We start from the raw sequence: 24,583 nt of genomic DNA on the forward strand, positions 1-24,583 counted from the left end.
CCCATTGGCAAGCCCATGATTTATAGAGAAATTCTTTATGGCCTGCCAGATTTGAGCTTTTCAGGCTGGCAAATGGAAGGCTTGCCGGAATAAGTCTAAAAATAGCGCGCAGCACTTTTTTGCTTAAAACGTGTTTTTTGGGGCTAGGTCAACGCGCCCTGACAGCTTCTTCAGCATCAAAGGCTGTTGTTTTTTTATAACATCGTCTTTTTTGTACGACAGCAATCAGCGCAATTTCCCCATAGAAACATTTCCTGAAACATCCTTTTCTCACTCTGAAACGCCGTTCAAACCACCTTATCCTCATACCATTTTTGCATACGACAATCCGAAATTATCATAATATTGCATCATGCATTGAGGCCCACCTACTATCGTCTCAGGTAATAGCAAACGCAAAATTGCCGTGGCATCACTAACCCCAGGGACGATTATGAAAATGAAGAACAGGAAGGCGATAGCGGCGCGCAGTGCGGTAGCACTCAGTTTGGCTGTAACACATTTCGCACACGGACAAGAGGCACCCGCTGCAGCCCCGGCCAGCGCGACACCGGCAAAAGATGATGCCTCGGCCCCGATCCAGCAGGTGGTGATGACGGGATCACGCATCGCCCGCAGGGATACGGAAACCAGCGGTCCCATGCTGACCCTGACCAAGGATGACCTTAAATTCGCGGCACCGACCTCGCTCGGCGACATCATGCAGGCGTTGCCGAATGCCGGCGTCAGTCTCAATTCCAACGGCACCCAGGGTACATCCTACGGCGTCAGTTCCATCAATCTGCGCTACCTTGGCAGCGCCGAAGGCAGTGGCAACCGTACTCTGGTACTGGTCGATGGCCACCGCTGGGTAAATGCCGCGGGTGGCCGCGGCTTCCGCGACTTCACGGACCTGAACACCATTCCGCTGGGCATCATTGACAGCGTTGAAGTGTTGAAAGACGGTGCCTCGGCCATTTATGGTGCCGATGCGATCGCTGGTGTGGTAAATATTCATACCAAGCGCAAGCTCGACGGTTTCGAAGCCAATATGCGCCTGGGCACCTCATCCCGTAATGATGATGAAAATTACAATGGCTTCCTGAACTGGGGCAAACGCTTCGACAAGGGATCGGTCTTCCTGTCAGGTAGCATGAACGATTCCCGCCCTATTTTGTCAGCAGACCGTGATCTGACCAAAGTGGCACTGTCGCCGCTGACCGCTCCTGGTACCAGCCCGCAAGGTCTGTATGTATTACCAGGCCTGTCGAATAACGCCTATTTCGGCACCGCGACTGGTTTTGCATCGAATGCAGCCAATGCCGTCACTCGCAATACCGGCGTCACCAGCATAGGTGCCAGTTCTACGGCAGACAATAGCTTCCACACCGCTACCCTGCCCGGTGACTATTACAACCAGCAGACCCAGGGTATGTATGCCACTGGCCCCAGCAAAACTGCTGGTTTGTTCGGTCGCCTGACCTACGAGATCACGCCCGATATAACGGCGCATCTGGAAGCCACTTATACCATGCGCCAATCGTCACAACTATTCTCACCCTACCTGCTGGATATTCGCGGCAGCAACGGATATTCGATTTCCAAGGATCAGGCGTATAACCCGTTCGGTACTGCCAACGGCGTCCCGGCGGCCAATGCGCTCGGCTTTTCTGGTTCTACCTTCCGTATCCAGCGTGTACCGGTCGAGGTCGGCAACCGCGAAGTGCTGCAAGATGTCAAGATGAGTCGCCTGCTGCTCGGCCTGGAAGGCACGGTCTCTCTGTGGGGTGACTGGAATTGGGATGCAACACTGTCCTATTCGAAAAACAAAGCCAGCTTCGATCAAAGGAATGGCGTCAATTTCGACAACCTCTACCGCACCATGACCTCGCCAGCCACCTGTGCTGCCGCGCCAGGTTGCGTGCCTATTGACCTGTTTGGCACCATCACGCCAGCCATGGCCGACTATATCCGTTCGTACTCGCATGATACCAACGGCACCAGCCAGACTGATTTCAGTATGAATGCCACACGCAACCTGATGGAACTGCAAGGCGGCCCGCTGGGCATTGCCACTGGCTATGAATATCGTCGCGAAATGGCGTACGACAGCCCCGATCCTTTTGTCTCGCAGGCTTCAAGCGTGCTGCCACTGGTATCCGGTGCAGCACAGGCAACCACCTCGGCAGCAGCGCGCAACCCAACCGCTGGCTCTTACTACTTGAACGAAGCCTATGCCGAACTGAGCGCTCCGCTGCTGGCGAATCTGCCATGGGTGAAAAAACTGGAACTGGATGCGGCAGTACGTTATTCGCGTTATTCCACCGTAGGCGGCAAGGCGACTACCAAGTTCGGCGTGCTGTATCGCCCGTTCAATTCGCTGCTGTTGCGCGGCACGTATTCCCAGGGTTTCCGTGCACCATCCATCCTTGAGCTGTACCAGGGTGTGAAACAAACCAGTTTCCCGGCAGTTGACCCATGTAACGGCGGCGGCGCTGGCTTACCAGGTTGCGCCGGCATTCCCACCAGCTACAACCAGTCCCTGTATAGCAGCGGCATTCCACGTGGCGTCACGTCCGGCAACATTACCCTGAAGCCTGAAAGCGCAGATACTTATTCTGTCGGTTTTACTTATGCGCCAGAACAGCTTAAAGGGTTTAGCGTGACCCTCGATCAATTCAAGATCAAGATCAAGGACGCCATCGCCTCTCAGACTGCCACCCAGATCCTGACCGCCTGCGCCCAGACCGGCACCTTCTGTAATCTGGTACAACGCGCCAATACCGGCGAGATCCTGCAACTGACACAGGCACTGGTTAACCTGTCACGTATTGAAGTGCAAGGGGTGGACGTAACGCTGCGCTATCTGGTCCCGGTCGCCGGTGCCAAGATCGATGCAGCGCTTGACCTGGCCTATCTGCAGCATTACAAATCCTATGTACCACAGCCAGATGGTTCTATCGTGGTAGACGAACGTGCCGGCAAATCCGACCAGCCACGTTCGACCTTCCCGCATCTGAAAGCCCAGGCTTCGCTGCGCTATATCGGTTCCAGCATCACCGCTGGCTGGAAAGCGCGTTATATCGGCCCAACCGCTGATGTGCCCAACAATGCAGTCAATGGCGGTAACGTGCCGGGCACGCTGTATCACGACTTGCAACTGTCGTATAACTTCAGCGATGGCAAAACCAGCATAGGCATGGGCATAGACAACCTCTTTGACAAGCAACCACCGGCATCGGCTGCCAACAATCCTATCAATTTCGATATATACACCTACGATGTACGTGGCCGCTACTTTTATACCCGTGTGAACACCAAGTTCTGAAAATGACTATGTCCAACATGATAGACAAGCCAAGCAAGGCAGATGCCGACCAGCCCGCGACGGACAACATCGTCAAACGGCGCTGGGCGCTGGAACCGGTCATGATGATGTTCATCGCGCTGGCCATAGGCGTACTGCTGACCTGGATCTTGCCGTCCGGCGAGTACCAGCGCAGCGGTACGACCGAGGTATCGCCCGTGGTACCAGGCAGCTATCACGGCATACCCAAAACCCTCAGCGCTGCGGCACTGATCCAGCAGCCTCAAAGCAAGAATGAGGCAGCACCGTTGTCACCGAGCGCCATCTTTACCTCGGTACCGGCGGGTCTGGTGAAGTCGGCCAACCTGATCTTCATGATCCTGCTGCTGGGTGGCCTGCTGGGGGTGTTTCGCGCCACCGGTGCCTTCGACGCCGGTATCGAGCGGCTGCTGGGTTTGACTGGGGGTCAGGTGGTGGTACTGACGCCGGTGGTGATGGTGATTTTATCGGCTGGCAGTACCTTCCTGGGCATGATCACCGAATACCTGATCTTCATCCCGGTGGTGATTGCAATTGCCGAGCGCCTGGGCATGAGCCGGCTATATGGCTTTACCCTGCTAACCCTGGCTGCCAAGGTCGGTTACCTGGCATCGGTGTCAAATCCGCTGGCTTTGCTGATTGCCCAGCCCATCGTTGGCGTGCCGGTATTCAGCGGTGCACTGGTGCGTTTGACGCTGTGGGCAATCTTCCTGACGCTGGCTATCTTGTTTGTACTACGCATGGAACCGCGCCCGGCCAAGGCTGCCGTGTTTGAAAGCAAGCCCTTGTCCAAACCACACTTCCTGGTGATCGTGATTGTCTGCATTGCACTGGCAATACTGGTGTATGGATCAACCGCGCTGGGCTGGCGTGATTCGCAGTTTGCCACGCTGTACATGGTGACTGCACTGTGCATTGGGCTGGCCTATCGCATGAGTGCCCGGGTCGGTGCTCATGCCTTTGTCGAAGGCATGAATTCGATGACGCTGGCGGCGCTGCTGCTGGGCATGGCGCGGGGTGTCGAGATTGTGCTGCGTGAAGGCCGCATCCTGGACACCATCATCGCCTATGCTTCCGCCCAGGTTGAACATCTGTCACCGATACTGGTCGCGCCTATCATCATGGGGCTGGAAATGGTCTTGACGCTGTTGATACCGTCTACCTCGGCCAAGGCCGCACTCAGCATTCCCATCCTGGGTCCTATCGGTGAAAGCGTGGGTGTCAGCGGGCAAACTACCGTGCTGGCCTTCATCCTCGGGAATGGCCTGGTCAACATGTTCTCGCCGACTTCGGGCATGCTGCTGGCATTCCTGGCGGCCGGTGGTATTCCTTACGGTCGCTGGTTCCGTCTGATCTTGCCGCTGTTCGGGGTGTTCACTGTGATTGCCGCAGTCGCCACCATGCTGGCCGTGGTATTGCACTACTGATCGCCATGAAAGAAGACTTGCTCAATCTAAAAGCCCTGCGGGCGTTTTACGAGATTGTCCGTACCGGTTCGGTGACTGCCGCTGCCACCCGCATAGGTATGTCGCAGCCGGCCGTCAGCCGTCAACTGGCTCAGCTGGAAGCATTGATCGGTTTCGAATTATTCCATCGTGATCATGGCCGGCTGGTGCCAACGCAGGACGGGCTGTTGCTGTACGAAGAAGTGTCATTGTCGCTGAATGGCTTCCAGCGCATCCAGAGCCTGGTCAGCGACATTTCCGGTTTCCGTATCGGGCACTTGAAACTGGTGGCACCACCGAGCTTTTGCGAAGGCATCTTGCCTGATATCGTCGCCGCATTCAGCGCCCGCTTCCCTCGCGTACGCATTTCGGTAGATTCGCACAGCCGTGAAGTAGCGAAATCGATGATCGCTACCCGCACAGTTGATGGCGGTTTCCTGATCGTGCCGGTCAATCGTGATGACTTGCACGAAGACCCGGTCTGCGCCAATGAAACAGTATGTGTATTGCAGGCAGACAATCCGCTGGCCCGTCACCGCAGCTTGACACCCAAGCTGTTACGTGGTGAACCGCTGATCTTGCTAGGCTATGGACAAAATTCACGCGCCACCATTGATGCCACGTTTTCGCGCGCGGGTGTACAGCCAGATGCCCGCATCGAAACACATACGGTCAGTTCGGCCTGTGCCTTTGCCGCACGTGGGCTGGGTGTGGCGCTGGTCAATCGCCTGCTGGCCGCGTTTTACATGCGGCCAGGCCTGGTCATGCGCCGCTTCGAACCGACACTGAGCAATGAATATGCGTTCGTCACCTCATCCCTGTCGACACCCAGCCGTCTGGCTACAGAATTCCTGAAAGAGACCAAGCGTTACTTTGCCAACAAGAATTTGCCGGAACTGTGATGCACAAGCATTTTCCTTGATTTCCGTGGCTTTGCTGTACTCGAACAGAACCAAATATTTGAAAGTATCTATGTTATTCAGAACCACCCATACCGCAGCCGACCATACCGTCGCTGATGTGGTGCCGGTTGTCAGCCCTACCTCTGCCTCGATGGCATCTGACGCAATTACCGTGATGCGCAGTGTCATGGTGAGCATGCGTGACGGCATCCAGTTGGCGACCGATATCTATCTGCCTGAAACCACCGGCCAGACACAAGGCTTTCCGGTCATACTGGAACGCACACCCTACGGCAAGACGCAACCCAGTCGCAGCGAACGTACGCTGACAGAGCAGCAAGCCATGGACCGTGCGACCATCGCCGCATTCTTCGTGCGCCATGGCTATGCCGTGGTCTACCAGGATTGCCGCGGGCGTTACGAATCAGAAGGGGTATTCGTCAAGTACACCAGCGATGGCGAAGATGGCTACGACACCTGCGCCTGGATAGTCGCCCAGCCGTGGTCGAATGGGCGTATAGGCACCAAGGGCCTGTCGTATGCCGCGCACACCCAGGCAGCGCTGGGCAGTATGAATGCGCCTGGCGTGGTCGCCATGTTCCTCGATTCTGGCGGTTTTTCCAACGCTTACCAGGGTGGCATACGCCAGGGTGGCGCATTCGAGCTGAAACAGGTCACCTGGGCCATCAAGCGGGCGATGGAAAGCCCAGGCATACTTGGCGACAAAGAAAAATATGAGGCACTGGCCTCATTGGATATCGAAGCATGGTTTCATCGCATTGCGCAATGGCAGCCCGGTGCATCGCCGCTCAGTCTGGCACCCGAGTATGAAGATTATCTGTTCGACCAGTGGCAGCGCGGCCGCTTTGATGACTACTGGCGCCAGCCTGGTCTGTATGCAGAAGGGTATTATGCGCAGTTCCCAGCGGCAGCCACGGTCCACATGTCATCCTGGTATGACCCGTATTCGCGCACTGCCTGCACCAATTACGCCGGTCTGATAGCAGCCGGCAAAGGGCCAGCCTGCCTGATCCTCGGCCCCTGGACGCACGGCAACCGCTCGCAGACTTATGCTGGCGACGTCGACTTTGGCCCTGCCGCAACGCTGGACAATAACCTGGCACCAGATTTCCTGAGCCTGCGCCTGCAATGGTTCGAGCGCTATCTGAAAAATAAGCTGTCAGACAGTGACGATGTCATGCCCAAGGTGTGCATCTTCGTGATGGGTGGCGGCAGTGGTCGCAAAAATGCAGAGGGACGCATGGAGCACGGTGGCAACTGGCGTGTTGAATCCGAATGGCCGCTGCAACGAGCGCATCAAACTGCCTATTACCTGCATCAGGATGGCAGCTTGTCAGCCAGCATGCCACAACAAGCACAAACGCAGGCGCAACTGGCCTATGATTACGATCCGCAACAGCCGGTGCCAACCATAGGTGGTGCCGTCACCTCGGGCGAGCCATTGATGGCAGGTGGTGCCTATGACCAGCGTTCTGGCCCCGGTATCTTCTTTTGCAATGGCTCCAGTGCGCCACTCAGGGAACGTGACGACATACTGGTATTTCAGTCGGCACCACTGAGCGCAGATGTTGAAATCACCGGCGCTGTCAGTGCAGTCTTATGGATAAGTTCAGATTGCGTAGATACCGATTTCACGGTCAAGCTGATCGACGTCTATCCACCCAATGCGGACTACCCGGATGGTTATGAAATGATACTCACCGATGGCATACGGCGCGCCCGCTACCGCGACTCATGGGAACAACCTGAAATGATGATGCCCGGCACCGCCTATCAGGTCACGGTTGATGCTTTCCCTGTCAGTAATGTCTTCAAGGTAGGGCATAAAATACGTATAGATATTTCGAGCAGCAATTTTCCCAAGTTCGACTGCAATCCCAATACCGGTGCCGCAGAAGGTGTCAGCGGACCGGTAAAAGTTGCTCATAATGTGGTATTTTGCGGCAACGAACGGCCTTCGCATGTCGTGCTGCCCATCATTCCCGCATAAAGACGATTTATGAAACAGCCTACGCACTTCGCCCGGTCCGCCCTTTCTACACTGGTGCTGGGCCTGATCTGCCAGGTCAGCCCGGCGCAGGCAGATAGCAAACATGTCTTGTTGACTGGCCAGGTGATGCTACAACACAAGCTGGCCACCTATGACGCGCCTGAGTTTGCCAATAATGTGGAATTGCAACAGATCAGGCATCAACTGGACCAGGTATTTGCTGTACTGCGCAGCAGCGACACCGTGATCCTGGAACTGGAATCAGCACTAAAAATCGGCGCAGAGCGGGTAACAGAACCCGGACGCGACAAGGACAGCGACTTCTTTCATGAAGTGGACAGTGACAGCATCGTCGATCTGATTACACAGAAAATCCGCTTCGCCCCCAATCAGGTGATGTTCGCCGCTGCCAACAACCATGTCAGTGACAATGGCCTGGCAGGCATCACCTCGCTGATCACCCTGTTTCAGGATTTAAAAATTCCCCTGGCAGGTGTAGGTGATGAAGCTGCCGCCAGCGCAGCGCGCTATTTGCCGGTTAAGTCCATTAATTCCATGAAGTCCAGCAAGTTGCCGGGTCAGCAGCTTACCTCAGTTGCCTTGCTTGCCTTTGCCACCGACAAGGTAAAACTGCAGGCAAAGAAAACGGCCGTGGGCGTAAATACCCTGTCCGTCGCTGACGATACCGCCAACACCGTCAATAGCGATGACCTGCAGCGCATAGAGCACAGCCTTGCCGAAGCACGCAAACAGCAGGCAATGGTGATTGCCTACCACCACAACCACCACTGGAACCAGAAACAGGTCAACACGGCCGGTGGCATCGAGCAATGGCGTATAGACTTTGCGCATCGCTGCATAGAGCACGGTGCCGACGTGTATTTTGCGCACGGTGAACCACGTTTGCAGGGCATAGAAATTTACCAGGGAAAACCGATTTTCTACGGCTTGGGCAATTTCTTTTTCCAGACCAGGAAACTCAATTTTTATCAGTCAGAAGTATGGGAGTCGGTAATGGCTGAACTGGAATATGATGACCTCAATCCACAAGCCATCAAGTCCATCAAACTGACACCTGTTGTCCTCAATGAACATGGTGCCGAACCAGTGTTCATGCAAACGCGCGGCCTGCCGGCACTGGCGAACAATGCCCAGGCCAGAAAAATCCTCGCCACATTGCAATCGCTGAGCGAAAAATTTGCTACCCGCATCGACATCGACGACCACAATCCGGCAGCCATCGTGGGACGTATCCACATAGCCAACTAATTTCGTCGCCAATACAGCACGCAATAAAAAAGCGGCTGACCATTCCATGTTCATGGACAGATCAACCGCTCACGGTATGACTAACTCCTTATTGTTTTAACTTATCTCAATTAACTTATCCCCGGACCATCTAGTTAAAGGTTTTGCCTTCTGCCGCCAGTTTGGCCAGCAAGGGCGCTGGTTTCCAGGCGTCGCCGTGACGACCTTTGGCATATTTTTCCATGGACATGACCACATTCGTCAAGCCCACTGTGTCAGCGTAGAACATAGGGCCGCCGGTATGCAGAGGGAAGCCGTAACCGGTCAGGTAGACCATGTCGATATCCGATGCCCTGGTCGCAATACCTTCTTCCAGGATATACGCCGCTTCATTCACCAGCGAGAAGATCAGGCGTTCGACGATTTCCTGGTCAGAAATCTTGCGACGCTCCACACCCAGATCAGCAGAATGCTTGATGATCATGTCATTCACGACAGCAGAAGGATAGGCTTTGCGGTCGCCCGGTTTGTAGTCATACCAGCCGGCGCCGGTCTTTTGACCGTAACGTCCCATTTCACATAACAGATCAGCTGTCTTGGAATAAGTGATCTGTGGTTTTTCCACGTAACGACGCTTGCGGATATACCAACCGATATCATTACCGGCCAGATCACCCATACGGAACGGCCCCATGGCAAAACCGAGTTTTTCGACCGCCTTGTCGACCTGCTCCGGGGTGCAACCCTCTTCCAGCAAGAAGCCGGCCTGACGGCTGTATTGTTCTATCATGCGGTTGCCGATGAAGCCATCGCAAACGCCGGATACCACACCAGTTTTCTTGATTTTCTTGGACAGGCCCAATACCGTTGCCAGCACATCTTTGGCGGTTTTCTTGCCGCGCACGATTTCCAGCAACTTCATGACATTGGCCGGGCTGAAGAAATGGGTACCGATCACATCTTCAGGGCGCTTGGTAAAGTCGGCAATCTTGTCGACATCCAGCGTAGAGGTATTCGATGCCAGAATGGCACCGGGCTTCATGACTTCGTCCAGTTTTTTGAAGACCTGTTCTTTGACGCCCATGTCTTCGAACACGGCTTCAATCACGATATCTGCCTGTGCAATGTCTTCATACGCCAGCGTGCCAGTGATCAGGCCTACGCGCTGTTCAAACTTCTCTTGCGTCAGCTTGCCCTTCTTCAGGGTGTTTTCATAATTTTTACGAATGGTGGCCAAACCTTTTTCCAGCGCTTCCTGTTTCATTTCCAGGATTTGTACCGGTATGCCAGCATTCGCAAAATTCATTGCAATGCCGCCACCCATGGTGCCGGCACCAATCACAGCAACCGATTTAATCGGACGTGTCGGCGTATCTTCCGGTACATCAGGTAATTTGCTGGCGGCACGTTCGCCAAAGAAGGCGTGGCGCAAGGCCTTGGATTCTGTAGTCTGTACCAGGTCGATGAACAATTCACGCTCAAACTTGATGCCATCATCAAATTTTCTGGTAACAGCTGCAGCTACGGCTTCCACGCATTTCAAAGGTGCGGGGAAAGGCCCTGCCATGGCGCGCACGGTATTGCGGGCGAACTGTAAATAAGCTTCGTAGTTGGGATAGTCGATCTTGATATCACGCACGCGGGGCAAGGGGCGCACGTCAGCCACTTTGGCTGCAAAAGCCAGGGCCGCAGTCAGTACGTCGGCTTCCACCACTTCGTTGAAAATGGCTGTTTTCGCCAGTTTTTCTGATGGTACCGGTGTGCCAGAAACGATCATGTTCAAAGCCATTTCCAAACCCAGTACGCGTGGCAGGCGCTGTGTACCACCGGCACCTGGCAAAATGCCCAGTTTAACTTCAGGCAAGGCAATCTGCGCACCTTTGGCGGCAACACGGTAATTACAACCCAGTGCCAGTTCCAGACCACCGCCCATACAAACAGTGTGGATGGCCGCAACCACAGGTTTGGTGGAACCTTCGACCACATTAATGACAGTATGCAGGCTAGGTTCAGCAGATGCTTTCGGGGAATTGAATTCCTTGATATCCGCACCGCCAGAAAACGCCTTGCCGGCACCGGTAATCACAATCGCCTTGATGGCATCATCATTCAGGGCCTGTTTCATCCCGTTAACGATGGCTGTACGGGTGGAATGACCGAGACCATTCACGGGGGGATTATTCAGGGTAATGACGGCAATATTGCCGTTCACTTGGTATTCTGCGCTCATGTCTCTTCCTATATTAGAAATGCGGTTTGGATGCCCTTGGCCTGGCTTCATGGCTGGTTAACTGTCTGGTATCTGTAAAGCAGGATATAAAAGCGATGCTGTCCTTACTATACCTCAAAATAGAACGATCGTATTATTTTAATCTAAAATTTTTTGATAGCTATCCAATAATACGCCTGGCAAGTTTGAAGTGACCAGGGCAAGTTGACCTGGAACGCAGGCATCCGCATCGTCCAGACATGACCGAACCTGGCATCCCTGGGCGATGCGGACAACAGCCTGTCCTTCAACCTGGGGTCTACACCTCCAGCCACTCCTTGCGTATGTTTTCATTCGCCCGCAAATCCGCCGGGCTGCCTTCAAATACGATACTGCCATGTCCCATTACATACACCCGCTGTGAAATTTCAAGGGCAATCGCCAGTTTTTGCTCTACCAGCAAGACTGAGATGCCGCGATTTTTCAATTCCTTCAGATATTCAGCCACCAGCTCCACGATCTTTGGTGCCAGACCCTCGGTCGGTTCATCGATCATGATCAGGTCCGGGTCCCCCATCAAGGTGCGGCACAGTGTCAGCATTTGCTGCTCGCCACCAGACATGACGCCGGCCTGGGTGTTTCTGCGCTCGCGCAGACGTGGGAACATCTGGTACATGTCTTCCATGCTCCAGCGTGGTTTGCTGTTTTTGTCGCGACCGGATTTCTCACCCAGCATCAGGTTTTGTTCCACCGTCAAAGTTGGAAAAATATCTCTGTTTTCCGGCACATAACCCAGACCACGATGGGCAATCTGGAAGGCTTTCAAACCGATGATCTCTTCCCCCTTGAATAGGATGGAACCCGTTGCATCCACCTGGCCCATGGTCGCTTTTACCGTGGTCGAACGCCCTACCCCGTTGCGCCCCAGCAAGCTGACGATCTCACCGGGGTTGACGTGCATGTCCACTCCATGCAGGACATGGCTCTTGCCGTAAAAGGCATTCAGATTTTTTATCGTTAGCAGGCTCATTCAACCTCCGCCGGTGCATGCCCACCTAAATAGGCATCTTTGACTTTTTGATTATTGCGGATATTGGCTGGTGTGTCGCAGGCAATGATTTCACCATATACCACCACGGCGATTTTATCGGCCAGGCCAAACACAACACTCATGTCATGTTCGACCATCAACAGTGTTTTGCCGACGGTGACCTTGCGTATCAATTCCACTGCGGCATCCGATTCAGAGCGGCTCATACCGGCGGTTGGTTCGTCCAGCAAAATGGCGTCGGCGCCACCGGCAATGGTGATGCCGATTTCCAATGCCCGCTGTTCAGCATAGGTCAGCAGGCCAGCGGTGATATTGCGCCTACGTTTCAGGCCGATTTGCTCCAGCACTGCTTCTGCTCTTTCGTGCGCATCTTTCAAGCCGCCCAGTCGGTGCCAGAAAGAATATTTATACCCAAGCGACCACAGTACGGCACAACGCAGGTTTTCATACACCGACAGCCGATGAAAGATATTGGTGATCTGAAAGCTGCGTGACAAGCCACGACGGTTGATTTCATAGGGTTTCAGTCCGCTGATGCTTTCGCCGTTCAGCAGTATATCGCCCGAGGTAATCGGGAAACGGCCTGAAATCAGGTTGAACAACGTGGACTTACCCGCACCATTAGGACCAATGATGGCAAAACGCTCGCCTTTTGGTACTTGTAATGTGGCACCACGAATAATTTCTGCACTGCCAAAAGACTTGCGTACCTCTTTTAATTCCAGCGAAAAGCCACTCATGCTTGCGCCCTCCGCATCTGTTCTTCAATCTCCGTATTCACGTCGCCCCAGTGATGACTAAAGCCTCCTTTAAGTCTGATGCAGGCAAAAATACCCACTGCAATGATGGCGACGGTGATCAGCCATGCCGTGTGGCTGGCCGTATCCACGGTTACGCCAAACAGGTTAATGACAGAGCTTTGGGTAGCTTCCAGCGTGCGCTGATACAACATTTCCACCCCGATCACCACACCAAAGGCAGTGAATGCAGCGGCCAGTACCAGTTTCCACATGGCAGGCCAGACCCGTTTGAACATGCCAAACTTGGCCACCCGCAGATTCATCATGATCAGGCTGGCGACACCGCCAGGGGCATACATCACGATCAGGATGAAAAACACACCCAGGTACAACTGCCATGCCTTGGTCAGGTCAGACAGCATGACCGTCAGGAACACACCCAGCACCGCACCGATCATGGGGCCGAAGAAGAAGCCTACACCGCCGATGAAGGTGAACAGCAACACGGCACCGGAACGCACAGCACTGACATTTTCGGCAGTGACAATCTCGAAATTAATCGCTGACAATCCACCCGCAATACCGGCAAAAAATGCAGATAAAATCAAGGTCAGATACCGTACCCACTGGGTGTCATAGCCTACAAACTCCACCCGCTCAGGATTATCACGTACCGCATTCACCATGCGCCCCAATGGCGTTTGGGTAAACGCATACATGCCGATGGTGCTGATAAACAACCAGAAAGCAATCAGGTAATACACCTGGATTTGCGGTCCATAAGTGATGCCCATGAATGACTGACCAATCACCCTGTTGGTGGAAATACCGCCTTCACCACCAAAGAAACTAGGGAACATCAACGAGCAGGCAAACACCAGCTCCACCATACCCAGGGTAATCATGGAAAACGTGGTCCCTGACTTTTTGGTCGTAACATAGCCAAACAGGATGCCAAAGCACATGCCGGCAATACCACCGATCAAAGGTATCAGGGTAATGGGAAATACCATGCTGCCAGCCGCGACCCGATTCATGGCGTGAATGGCAAAAAAAGCACCCAGTCCGGAATATACGGCATGGCCAAAAGACAGCATGCCACCCTGTCCCAGTAACATATTGAACGACAGGCCAAATATCATCAGCGTGCCGATCTGGGACAACAACGACAGTGAGCCACCCGTGCTGAAAACCAGAGGGGCAATAACCAGCAGGATTGCGAAGCTGCTCCAGATCAGCCAGCGGGCAATATTGATGGGTTTGAATACTAAAGGTTTGCTCATCTTTTATCCTTCACGCGTACCGAGTAAACCTCTGGGCCTGAAAATCAGGATGAGTACCAATAACAGATAGGGCAATATGGGCGCGACCTGCGCGATGGTCAGGCTCAGCAGTGAATAGCCCGGCGCGCTGCTAGTGATCAACATGCCAAACTTGGCAAACAGCGACACAAACGAGTAATCCAGTGCCACGGCAAAGGTTTGCAAGACCCCGATCAGCAAGGAAGCCACGAAAGCACCTGCCAGCGAGCCCATACCACCAACGACCACTACCACAAAAATGATGCTGCCCAGCGTGGACGCCATGCCTGGCTCAGTGACAAAGGCATTGCCACCCACCACACCGGCCAGCCCTGCCAAGGCACAACCACCACCAAATACCAGCATGAAAACCCGTGGCACATTGTGCCCCAGTGCTTCTACCGTATCCGGATGGGTCAGTGCTGCCTGTATCACCAGACCAATGCGGGTACGGGTCAGCAACAGGTAAATCGATACCAGCATCAATAAGGCCACCAGCATCATGAACCCGCGATACATGGGAAAGGTCGTGGTATACAGCGTGAACAAAGGCCCATCCAGCGCCGCCGGAATAGGATACGGCACGGTTGAGCGCCCCCAGATCAGTTGCACCAGTTCCACAATCACATACGACAAACCGAAGGTGAACAACAGTTCCGGGATGTGACCGTATTTATGTACTGAACGCAGGCCATAACGCTCCACCATGGCCCCTATAAAACCCACCACCAGTGGTGCGAGAATCAAGGCAGGCCAGAAACCGATTTTGACACTGATGGCATAGGCAAAATAGGCTCCCAGCATATAGAAGCTGGCATGGGCGAAATTAAGTACGCCCATCATGCTGAATATCAGCGTCAGACCGGACGACAGCATAAACAACAGCAGGCCGTAACTGACGCCATTCAACAAAGTGATCAGTGTGAATTCCACAGCAAAGATCCTTTTCAGAAAATTCTTGAACGATCGTACTATTTATAGGAAAAAAAAGAGAGTGCACTCTACAAGTGACTCTCTTTTTTTGCGTTACTTAGCCAGGTCGTTTCATTTGGCAAGAAGATGGTTGAGACGCAACAAAAGAATCGATCTTCTGATTGGTTTTCCAACCCATGCCGGTATTTTCCTGATCAAACTTGACATCCTTGCCATTGGTTTTGACCCAGGTAGCAATATACAGCGGCTGCTGGATCTGGTGATCCAGCTTGCGCATCACGTCGTCGCCATTCAAGCTCTTGAAATTCAGGCCTTCCAGGGCAAAGGCCACTTTCACAGGGTCAATGGTCTTTGCCTGTTTGACCGCCTGAGACATCGCCGAGATCACCGAATAGGTTGCAATCGCGTAGTAATCATCCTTGTACTTGGTCTTGAAGCTTTCAACGATATCCTTGCCAGAGAAAGTTTCATTATTCGCATTCCAGTACGCCACGTATTTCACGTGATCTATGCCAGCGGCACCCATGGCAGTTGGCACGCCGGTCGTCGCCGCATAGTAAGTATAGAAATTGGCTTTGAGGTCAGCATCTTTAGCTGATTTGATCAACAGGGCCAGATCGGCACCCCAGTTCCCGGTAATGATCGTGTCAGCACCAGACGCCTTGATTTTCGCTACATAGGGAGAGAAATCCTTGACCTGGCCGATAGGGTGCAAATCATCACCAACGATTTGTATGTCCGGACGCTTGCGCGCCAGGTATTCTTTGGCGGCACGTGTTACCTGCTGACCAAAGGAATAGTTTTGGCCGATGATATAGACTTTTTTAATGTTCTTGTCAGCCGCCATGAAGGTGGTCAAGGCTTCCATCTTCATGTCCGAATTGGAATCGAAACGGAAATGCCAGAAACTGCATTTGCTGTTGGTCATGTCCGGGTCGACCGCAGCATGGTTAAGGTAGACAATTTCCTTGCCTGGATTACGTTCATTGTGTTTATTAACCGCATCTATCAGTGCCAGGCCTACGCCGGAACCATTACCCTGCGTAATATAGCGAAAACCTTTGTCAATGATGGTTTTCAGCACGTTCAGGGATTCCTGGGTGCTGCCTTTGTTATCGAAACCGACCACTTCAAATTTATGCTCACCAGCCCATTTCTCTGCATTCGCTTTATCCACAATGAGTTGGTAAGAATTAAGGATATTTTGCCCTACTGGTGCAAACGCACCTGACAGTGGATCGATATAGGCGATCTTGATGGTATCTGCCATGACCGCTGGTACGACGAAGGTTAAAGCAACTGCTGCAAGGCTTGCACGTAAAGGAAATTTCATTTGTCTCTCTCCGGTATTCTCGTAGTTTGGAATCTAGATTTTTTTCGTTTTATCGCTACTTCACAGACCGCAACAGGGTTCAAAGAACCACGTACAGCCTGCCACTTCCTATGCAGTTGGTAGTTTATATTCCTTGAATTGCTCCCTGAGTTTATTTTTCAAAATTTTGCCGGTCGCGCCCAAAGGCAGGCTGTCAATAAATACCACATCATCCGGCAACCACCATTTTGCGACCTTGCCATCAAAATATTGCAATAACTCTTCCTTGCTGACTTCCGCTCCCGGCTTTTTCACTGCCAACAACAATGGACGTTCATCCCATTTGGGATGGAACACACCTATGCATGCTGCCTGCAAAATTGCCGGATGTGATACCGCCACATTTTCCAGGTCTATCGTGCCTATCCATTCTCCGCCAGACTTGATTACGTCCTTGCTGCGGTCGGTGATCTGCATGTAGCCATCACCATCTATGGTTGCCACGTCACCGGTTGGGAACCAGCCATCTTCAAGTACATCACCACCTTCGTTTTTATAATAATGGTCAATAATCCATTGTCCCTTGACCAGCAAATTGCCATAGGTTTTACCATCCCATGGCAATTCCTTGCCAGCGTCGTCCACGATTTTCATGTCAACGCCGTACAATATGTGTCCCTGTTTTTCCAGTATGGACTGTTTTTCGTCTTCGCCCAGATCTGTATGCTTGGCCATCAGCGTGCCTGCCGTGCCCAATGGCGACATTTCTGTCATGCCCCAGGCATGAACCACTTCCACACCATAGGTATGGCGCAGGGTTTTCATCATCGCTGGCGGGCAGGCTGAACCGCCGATCACCGTACGCTTGAAACTGGAAAACTGCAGCTTGTTTTGTGCCACGTAAGTCAGCAGACCCAGCCACACCGTTGGCACACCAGCCGAGAACGTCACTTTTTCCTGTTCAAACAATTCATACAGGGATTTGCCATCCAGATGCGGGCCGGGGAATACCAGTTTCGATCCATTCAGCGGCGCAGAATAGGGCAGCCCCCAGGCATTCACATGGAACATCGGCACGACCGGCAAGATGGAATCACGCGCAGAGACGTTCAAGCCGTCAGGCAATGAAGAAGCATAAGAATGCAGGATGGTGGAACGATGTGAATACAGTGCCCCCTTTGGATTACCCGTGGTGCCCGAGGTATAGCACAGGCTGGAAGCAGAATTTTCGTCAAATATGGGCCAGGTAAAATCATCGCTATTGGCGTCGATGACATCTTCATACGCCATCAGATTAGGTATTTTGCTGTCCGCCGGCAGTTTGTCACGGTCACACATCATGATGTAGCCCTTGATGCCGGGACAATGGCCGGCGATAGCCTGCACGATGGGCAAGAAAGTCATGTCGAACAGCAGATACTGGTCTTCGGCGTGATTGGCGATGTAGGCAATCTGTTCGGGATGTAAGCGTGGATTGATGGTATGCAGGACAGCACCCGAGCCAGATACGGCGTAATAGGCTTCCAGGTGGCGGTAGCCATTCCAGGCCAGGGTGGCAATACGGTCACCCATCTTGACACCCATGCCGGCAAACGCATTCGCCAGTTTTTTGGCGCGCTTGTGACATTCGGTGTAGTTATAGCGATGGATATCACCTTCAACGCGACGGGAAACGATTTCGTTTTTTCCGAAATAACGATCTGCATGCTCGATAAGGCTGGAAATAAGCATGGGCTTGCTCATCATTTGCCCCATCAAAGGGCTCATCGGGTAAGACGACATTTGTTCTCCTGAAAGATGCGACGTTATGGATTGCTTTGCTGATCACCTGTTAGGCTGAATTTTATTCTTTACCGATTTTTGTACGACCGTACTAATTCGTCAATCAGTATTTCTTTTGCAATGCACAACCAGGCCTCTCCATGAGTTTCCGGTTTCTCGCTCTCCATAACAAAAATGCGGAAGAATCTATCTCCCGCATCGCAACAATCATGAATTTGGACTTGTATCGCAAAAGCGAGTTTTACTCTTTCACCTGTCGTTTTTTGCCCGCTTCCACTGTACTTAATTTAGCATCTATTTCTTTTAGAACGTGGTTACGATCTGTAGCGAGCGAGCGTCAGCGGGGTGAAGAGCCGCGCATAAAGCGGAATGTACTTAAGACCATGAGCATTTTGAGCAGCGCATGAGCCCCGCGTGGACTACGATTGCGCCCGCGCAGTAAGATCGTAAACAGGTTCTTAGCGCTTGCTTAACACTGGTCCGTCAGCGGATTCCAGCACAAAGCTGGCGCTGCCATCCCTGCCCAGTACGCTGACCAGGTAGGGCATGACTTCCTTGAGCGTAGCAACCAGGGTCCACGGTGGATTGAGGATGAACATGCCACTGCTGTGCAAGCCAAAACCGTCTGGTGATGGACCGCTGATGGACAGTGTCACGTTGAGCCAGCTATTCGCCTGCAGGCGTTTGAGTTTTTCGGGCAGGCTGCGTGACTCCTGTCTTTGCAATACTGGATACCAGACGGCAAACGTACCTGTAGGAAAACGCTTCAGTGCATCTTCCAGGCACACCTTGACGCGGCGGTAGTCATCCTTGACTTCATAGGGCGGGTCGATCAGTACCAGGCCGCGACGTGACGGTGGTGGCAACAAGGCCTTCATGCTTTCATAACCGTCACCGGCAGAAATGATCACACGCTTGCCGCGCACGGTTGGACGCCTGCCCTGCTCGGCAGCATGGGCATCAAGCTTGCGGAAATTTTCTGCGAGTATCTTGATTTCGCTGGGGTGCAATTCGAACAGGCGCAAACGATCCTGCTCGCGCATGATGGTATTGGCGCAATACGGCGACCCCGGGTAATAGCGCATCTTGCCGCTGGGGTTCAGGTCCTTGATCAGCTTCATGTAGGAAGCCATCGCCTCGGGCAGGTCTTTCCTGTCCCACAAGGGGGCGATACCAGTCTCAAATTCTGCATTCTTGCTGGCATAGCCGCTGTCCAGGGAATACAGGCCGGCCCCCGCATGGGTGTCGATATACGTATAGGCCGTGTCTTTTTGTCCCATGTATTCCAGCAACTGGATCAGGACAAAATGTTTAAGTACATCGGCATGATTGCCAGCATGAAAGCCGTGACGATAGCTGAGCATATTGAAAAACCTTTAAAAAATAAGAAATAATGACTTGCATCGCCAGCCATTTCAAAATGACAACAAGCTGAAGCTTCTGGAGCCGTGTGGACGATACAGACGGGCTCAGGCTACTCGCTTGCCAAGAATGATTAAATCGCGCTCTATGCCATCCAATGTGGCGACGCGTGGCATATTGGCCCAGGTTTCAAAGTCAAATGCAGCGAATAATTTCAGGCTGGGTACATTATGACCGAATATAAAACCAAGCAAGGTATGCACATGAATGGAAGGTGCAAAGGCGATGGCCTGGCTTAAAAAATATCGCCCCAGCCCTTTCCCTCTGGCTGTTTCATGCAGGTAAATCGACAATTCGGCAGTACCTGAATAAGCCGGCCTGCCGTAAAAGTTGGAAAACGACAGCCAGCCTACGACCTGCCCGTCCTGCTCGCAGACCCAGAGCGGGCGCGATTCAGGGTGATGATCATGAAACCAGGCATGCCGGGATTCAACACTGACCGGCTCGGTATCGGCAGTGACCTCACGCGAGGCTACTGTGGAATTATAAATGGCAACGATTTGTGGCAAGTCTTCAAAGCATGCCAGACGGTGTGTAAATGCTTGCGACATTTGCTCAGACTCAAAGGGTATGGGTCGCTCTGGACGAACGTATTGCTGCGCCGAGCAGTTCTTCCACACGCAGGCGTATGCGGGTACCACTTTCATCATCCGGGAAATGCACGCCTATGCCTTGCGACTTGTTGTTGCCAGCTCCGGCCGGCGTAATCCATGCCACTTTGCCAGCGATAGGATATTTACTCGGGTCATCAAGCAGCGTCAAAATAAGGTAAATCTCTTCGCCCAGGCGATAGGTTTTATTGGTAGGAACAAAAATCCCGCCATTTTTCAAGAACGGCATGTAGGCAGCGAACAGGGCTGCCTTTTCCTTGATGGCCAAAGACAGCACCGAAGGACGATTGGGTGAAGGTACACTGAGCGGAGCACTGGGATCTGCTGGTAAATCTGACATTTTCTGGCTTTCGCGATGCTTTAATCAAATACTGCCGAGTATTCCAGCAACATATCTTCCAAAAATAATTTGGCAGATAAAGGGTGGCTGGCAATGGCCTGTCTTTCATTGCAATTCTTGATGAGTTTCTGCAAAACAGCTTCATCCGCCTGCAATGACAAGGCGCGCAACTCCTTTTCATAGCGAGGATGATACCGGATTCTGCCACTTTGTTTATAAGAAAATATATCGTACAGCCAACGCTGTAGCCACCCAACGACGACCGGCATGTCCATTTTCTGCATTTTATCGGCGGCCCTGAGGCTAAGTTCTGTGCCTGGCTTGCTCAGATATCCCAAAAACTCATCCAGATCCGCACGCAAATCCGATTGTGCCATCTCAAAGGCAGCCAATGGTGCCCCACCCTGCTGCGCCAGCCACACATCGGCCTCCCGCACACCTTGCTGTTGCAGCCATTGCAGGGAAATGGCCGGATCGGGCAAGCCCAGCGGAAATTTATGGCAGCGCGACAATATCGTCGGTAACAGACGGTCTATGCTGTTTGATATCAGGATAAACACGGTATTTGGATTCGGCTCTTCCAGCGATTTCAACAAGGCATTGGCAGCCGGCACATTCAGCGCCTCTGCCGGATACAGGACAATCACCCGCCTGCCGCTGCGATGCGTGGATATATTCATGAAATCCGACAAGGCGCGAATCTGATTAATGACGATCTCTTTCGATGGTGCCTTGCTGGCTTTGGCCGATTTGCTGACCGGTTCCGCTTCTGCCTCGCCAGACTGGGCTTCATCTTCGTCCAGCAATTCTGGTCGCACGCGGCGATAATCAGGGTGGCTGTATTGTGAAAACCAGCCGCAGGAACCGCATTGCTGGCAGGCATGACCGCCCTCGCCCGGGTTTTCACATAACAGTGATTGCGCCAGATGTTCAGCAAATACCGTCTTGCCTATGCCTTGCGGGCCATGCAACAGAAAGGCATGCGGCAGACGCTGGCCCAGGGCTTGCAACTGCTGCCAGGCATCTTGCTGCCAGCTGTAAAGTGGGTGGGTCATGATGTCAACCGAGCGCTATCCAGCAGCGCATCCATCAATTGATCAAGTTGCAGACGTATGTCAGCAATGCTTCGGGTCGAATCGATGATTCTGAAGCGTTGCGGAAATTCTGCCGCACGACGCAGGTATTCTTGTCGGGTAGCGGCAAAGAAATCTGCTTTTTCCTGTTCAAACTTGTCCAGGTCGCGGGTGGCATCAAGGCGCGCCCTGGCGACTTCCAGTGGTACATCAAACAACAGGGTCAGATCAGGTTGCAAATCGGGATGCACCCATTGTTCCAGTGCATTCAGTTTATCCAGGGGCAATTTCCTGCCACCGCCCTGATAGGCAAAGGTGGCGTCAGTAAAGCGGTCAGAAATCACCCAGTCACCACGTTCCAGTGCTGGCTGTATCAATTGTGCCAGGTGTTCACGTCTTACGGCGAACATCAACAGAGCTTCTGTTTCCAGATGCATCTTGTGTTGCAACAGCAGTTCCCGCAGGGTTTCACCCAGGGGTGTGCCGCCGGGCTCGCGGCTGCAAATGACTTTTATGCCCCGCTCTTGCAGCTTTTCCTGCAGACGTCCGGCGACATAGGCGATATGCGTCGATTTGCCAGCACCGTCTATGCCTTCAAAGGTAATGAATTTTCCTGTTTGGTTCTTGCTCTGCATATTTCTGATAGTTATCTGGCATTGATACTTCAACGCCGGTATTTCAACGTTGGCATTTCAACGCTGATATTTATTCACGGCCCGGTTATGCTCATCCAGATTATTTGAAAACTGGCTGGTACCATTGCCACGTGCGACAAAGTATAAGGCATCACTCCTGGCCGGGTTAAATGCGGCTGCCAGCGACTCCATTCCCGGCAAGGCAATCGGGGTGGGTGGCAGACCTGCACGGGTATACGTGTTATAGGGGGTGTCCGTCAACAAATCACGTTTAAAGATTTTGCCCTGATAACGCTCGCCCATGCCATAAATGACCGTAGGGTCCGTCTGCAACAGCATGCCAGTTCGCAAGCGGTTGATGAAAACTGCAGCGATCATATTACGCTCCGACTTTTGGCCTGTCTCTTTTTCTATGATAGAGGCCATGGTCAGCGCTTCGTAGCGGTTTTTATATGGTAAATCAGATTGACGCTTCTTCCAGGCCTCATCGAGTTTCTTCAACAACTGCGTATGCGCCTGCTGATATAGCTGCACATCCGAGCTGCCTTTGGCAAACCGGTAAGTGTCAGGAAAAAACAAACCTTCTGCCTGACTGAACTCATGGCTGATCTTGCGCATCAGTTCGGCTTCGCTCAAGCCCACAGTCTCATGCTTGATCGAAGGATGGGCATCGACCAACTTGCGCATCTGCTGGAAGGTCCAGCCTTCGATGACCGCCAGACTGGCCATGGAAAATTCGCCATTGACGATTTTATTCAGCAAATCCTGCGGGGTCTTGCCCGCTTCGATCTCATATGATCCGGCCTTCATCTTGTTGGCTTTGCCAAAAACGCGGGCCAGCGCTTCCAGCAAGATGGGATTCACCGGCACACCGGCATCCCGGATCTGACGCGCAGAAGCGCGCACACTGCTACCCGGTTTGATCGCAAATTCTATCGTCGGCCCGTTCTCAAACAGGGGTTGCTGCATCCAGGAATAAAATCCGTAGCCGGCAGCGCATGCCAGCAGTATCAGCAAGAAAAAAAGTTTTTTTATGAATCCCATGCAGGCAGCTTATTTAGAAATTGAGTGTGTTCTGACGCAATTTGACGGACGCTACTATAATTCGCCTGAACAGGTGCAGGCGGTATTGTAAAGCCAGTGCGAACAATAAGCGAATAAGCAAAGAAGAGTGAGTATATTGATATGACATGGGAAGAGTTTTTATCCAGCCAAGGTGGCGTTCTTGAAAACGGCGATACCCGGGGATTTGCGCCTCACTGGCAATCCCATGCCTTGCAAACCGGTTTTGTCGCCCCTTTGACAGATCTGGGTCTGATTCTGGCCACCGGCGAGGATGCGGCCAGCTTTCTGCACAATCAATTAAGTAATGACGTTGAACACCTGAATGCTACGGATGTGCGTCGCGCTGCCTATTGCACCCCCAAAGGCCGCATGCAGGCCAGCTTCCTGTACTGGAAAAACCAGCAAGGCATTGTCTTGCAGCTATCCCGCCCTCTGCAGCCTGCCCTGCAAAAACGCCTGCAAATGTTTATATTGAGAGCCAAAGCCAAACTGCTGGATATCAATCCCGAGCAGGTCGTGCTGGGTCTGGGTGGCGCCACCGCTGCCGTTGTGTTGCAAAACTGGTTTCCCCAGCTACCTGCTGCCGTCAATACGCAGGTCACGAATGCTGCGGGCAGCCTGTTGCGTTTGCCTGATGCTGAACAGCATGCGCGTTTTCAATGGATCACTTCGCCGGAATTGGCGCAGCAAGCCTGGGCCACGCTCAGCAGCCAGTTGCAGGTCGTGAATACAGCGGCCTGGCGTCTGACCGATATCCAGGCTGGCATTGCGACCATCCTGCAAAGCACGCAAGAGCAATTTGTCCCGCAAATGGTCAACTTTGAATTGATAGGCGGGGTTAACTTCAAAAAAGGATGTTATCCCGGGCAGGAAATTGTGGCACGCAGCCAGTATCTGGGCAAGTTGAAGCGCCGCATGGGCCTGGCCAGGATAGCCGCTGAGCAGGTGTTGCCGGGCACGGAAATTTTCCACAGCGATGATACTAGCCAGCCTTGTGGCATGGTGGTCAACGCCGAACAAGAGCAGGCAGGAAGCAGTCTGGCATTGGTAGAAATGAAATTGAGTGATCAGCAAGAAGGCAAGCTGCATTTGGCTTCCGCTTCTGGCACAGAGATTGCATTGCTGCCCTTGCCTTATGAAATTTTGGACATTACGCAATAACTAACACCACTGACAAC

19 protein-coding genes are annotated in these 24,583 nt (G+C 52.8%); 6 read left to right on the top strand and 13 right to left on the bottom strand.

Annotation, left to right across the window (positions count from 1 at the left end; genetic code table 11):
* Window positions 1–433 precede the first annotated feature (433 nt).
* The 5 genes from ACO0K9_RS03910 to ACO0K9_RS03930 all read left to right on the top strand — a co-directional run bounded on the left by ACO0K9_RS03910 (window position 434) and on the right by ACO0K9_RS03930 (window position 8,952).
* The gene (locus tag ACO0K9_RS03910; protein WP_422981956.1) at window positions 434–3,307 is read left to right on the top strand and encodes a TonB-dependent receptor; all 2,874 of its coding nucleotides are present in this window, start codon (window positions 434–436) and stop codon (window positions 3,305–3,307) included.
* Between the two features lie 2 nt (window positions 3,308–3,309).
* Entirely contained in the window at window positions 3,310–4,752 is a 1,443-nt protein-coding gene (locus tag ACO0K9_RS03915) for a YfcC family protein (RefSeq protein WP_422981958.1), read from the top strand.
* A 5-nt stretch (window positions 4,753–4,757) separates the two neighbouring features.
* Window positions 4,758–5,672 (top strand): LysR substrate-binding domain-containing protein, encoded by a 915-nt coding sequence (locus ACO0K9_RS03920; RefSeq protein ID WP_422981960.1) that lies wholly within the window; start codon window positions 4,758–4,760, stop codon window positions 5,670–5,672.
* A gap of 70 nt (window positions 5,673–5,742) precedes the next feature.
* Window positions 5,743–7,683 (top strand): CocE/NonD family hydrolase, encoded by a 1,941-nt coding sequence (locus tag ACO0K9_RS03925; protein WP_422981962.1) that lies wholly within the window; start codon window positions 5,743–5,745, stop codon window positions 7,681–7,683.
* 9 nt (window positions 7,684–7,692) lie between these two features.
* Window positions 7,693–8,952 (top strand): CapA family protein, encoded by a 1,260-nt coding sequence (locus ACO0K9_RS03930; protein ID WP_422981964.1) that lies wholly within the window; start codon window positions 7,693–7,695, stop codon window positions 8,950–8,952.
* Between the two features lie 130 nt (window positions 8,953–9,082).
* Here the strand turns inward: ACO0K9_RS03930 and ACO0K9_RS03935 are convergent, their stop codons facing one another.
* The 13 genes from ACO0K9_RS03935 to mltG all read right to left on the bottom strand — a co-directional run bounded on the left by ACO0K9_RS03935 (window position 9,083) and on the right by mltG (window position 23,384).
* The gene (locus tag ACO0K9_RS03935; RefSeq protein WP_422981966.1) at window positions 9,083–11,161 is read right to left on the bottom strand and encodes a 3-hydroxyacyl-CoA dehydrogenase NAD-binding domain-containing protein; all 2,079 of its coding nucleotides are present in this window, start codon (window positions 11,159–11,161) and stop codon (window positions 9,083–9,085) included.
* A gap of 298 nt (window positions 11,162–11,459) precedes the next feature.
* Window positions 11,460–12,170 (bottom strand): ABC transporter ATP-binding protein, encoded by a 711-nt coding sequence (locus ACO0K9_RS03940; protein WP_422981968.1) that lies wholly within the window; start codon window positions 12,168–12,170, stop codon window positions 11,460–11,462.
* On the bottom strand, window positions 12,167–12,931 hold the full coding sequence (locus tag ACO0K9_RS03945; RefSeq protein WP_422981970.1) for an ABC transporter ATP-binding protein: 765 nt from the start codon (window positions 12,929–12,931) through the stop codon (window positions 12,167–12,169). Before ACO0K9_RS03945 ends, ACO0K9_RS03940 begins: the two co-directional genes overlap by 4 nt.
* Window positions 12,928–14,214, bottom strand: coding sequence for a branched-chain amino acid ABC transporter permease (locus tag ACO0K9_RS03950; RefSeq protein WP_422981972.1), 1,287 nt, complete (start codon window positions 14,212–14,214; stop codon window positions 12,928–12,930). The genes ACO0K9_RS03945 and ACO0K9_RS03950 overlap by 4 nt, the downstream gene beginning before the upstream one ends.
* A 3-nt stretch (window positions 14,215–14,217) precedes the next feature.
* A complete protein-coding gene (locus tag ACO0K9_RS03955) occupies window positions 14,218–15,165 on the bottom strand; it encodes a branched-chain amino acid ABC transporter permease (RefSeq protein WP_422981974.1) in 948 nt (315 codons plus the stop codon).
* Between the two features lie 97 nt (window positions 15,166–15,262).
* Window positions 15,263–16,498: a branched-chain amino acid ABC transporter substrate-binding protein gene (locus ACO0K9_RS03960; RefSeq protein ID WP_422981976.1), complete on the bottom strand. Its 1,236-nt coding sequence runs from the start codon at window positions 16,496–16,498 to the stop codon at window positions 15,263–15,265.
* A 108-nt stretch (window positions 16,499–16,606) separates the two neighbouring features.
* Entirely contained in the window at window positions 16,607–18,259 is a 1,653-nt protein-coding gene (locus ACO0K9_RS03965) for a 3-(methylthio)propionyl-CoA ligase (protein ID WP_422981978.1), read from the bottom strand.
* A 458-nt stretch (window positions 18,260–18,717) separates the two neighbouring features.
* The gene (locus ACO0K9_RS03970) at window positions 18,718–19,623 is read right to left on the bottom strand and encodes a 23S rRNA (adenine(2030)-N(6))-methyltransferase RlmJ (protein WP_422981980.1); all 906 of its coding nucleotides are present in this window, start codon (window positions 19,621–19,623) and stop codon (window positions 18,718–18,720) included.
* 105 nt (window positions 19,624–19,728) lie between these two features.
* Window positions 19,729–20,232: a GNAT family N-acetyltransferase gene (locus ACO0K9_RS03975; RefSeq protein WP_422981982.1), complete on the bottom strand. Its 504-nt coding sequence runs from the start codon at window positions 20,230–20,232 to the stop codon at window positions 19,729–19,731.
* A gap of 10 nt (window positions 20,233–20,242) precedes the next feature.
* Window positions 20,243–20,632: a PilZ domain-containing protein gene (locus ACO0K9_RS03980; RefSeq protein WP_422981984.1), complete on the bottom strand. Its 390-nt coding sequence runs from the start codon at window positions 20,630–20,632 to the stop codon at window positions 20,243–20,245.
* Between the two features lie 20 nt (window positions 20,633–20,652).
* Window positions 20,653–21,687 (bottom strand): DNA polymerase III subunit delta', encoded by a 1,035-nt coding sequence (holB, locus tag ACO0K9_RS03985; RefSeq protein WP_422981986.1) that lies wholly within the window; start codon window positions 21,685–21,687, stop codon window positions 20,653–20,655.
* The gene (gene tmk, locus ACO0K9_RS03990; protein WP_422981988.1) at window positions 21,684–22,340 is read right to left on the bottom strand and encodes a dTMP kinase; all 657 of its coding nucleotides are present in this window, start codon (window positions 22,338–22,340) and stop codon (window positions 21,684–21,686) included. Before tmk ends, holB begins: the two co-directional genes overlap by 4 nt.
* 57 nt (window positions 22,341–22,397) lie before the next feature.
* Window positions 22,398–23,384: an endolytic transglycosylase MltG gene (gene mltG, locus ACO0K9_RS03995; RefSeq protein WP_422981990.1), complete on the bottom strand. Its 987-nt coding sequence runs from the start codon at window positions 23,382–23,384 to the stop codon at window positions 22,398–22,400.
* A gap of 141 nt (window positions 23,385–23,525) precedes the next feature.
* On the opposite strand from mltG, the gene ACO0K9_RS04000 reads away from it, so the two are divergent.
* Window positions 23,526–24,566 (top strand): YgfZ/GcvT domain-containing protein, encoded by a 1,041-nt coding sequence (locus ACO0K9_RS04000; protein ID WP_422981992.1) that lies wholly within the window; start codon window positions 23,526–23,528, stop codon window positions 24,564–24,566.
* Window positions 24,567–24,583: the final 17 nt, after the last annotated feature.

This window comes from Undibacterium sp. Ji50W (genome assembly GCF_049340445.1).
GTDB lineage: Bacteria > Pseudomonadota > Gammaproteobacteria > Burkholderiales > Burkholderiaceae_D > Undibacterium.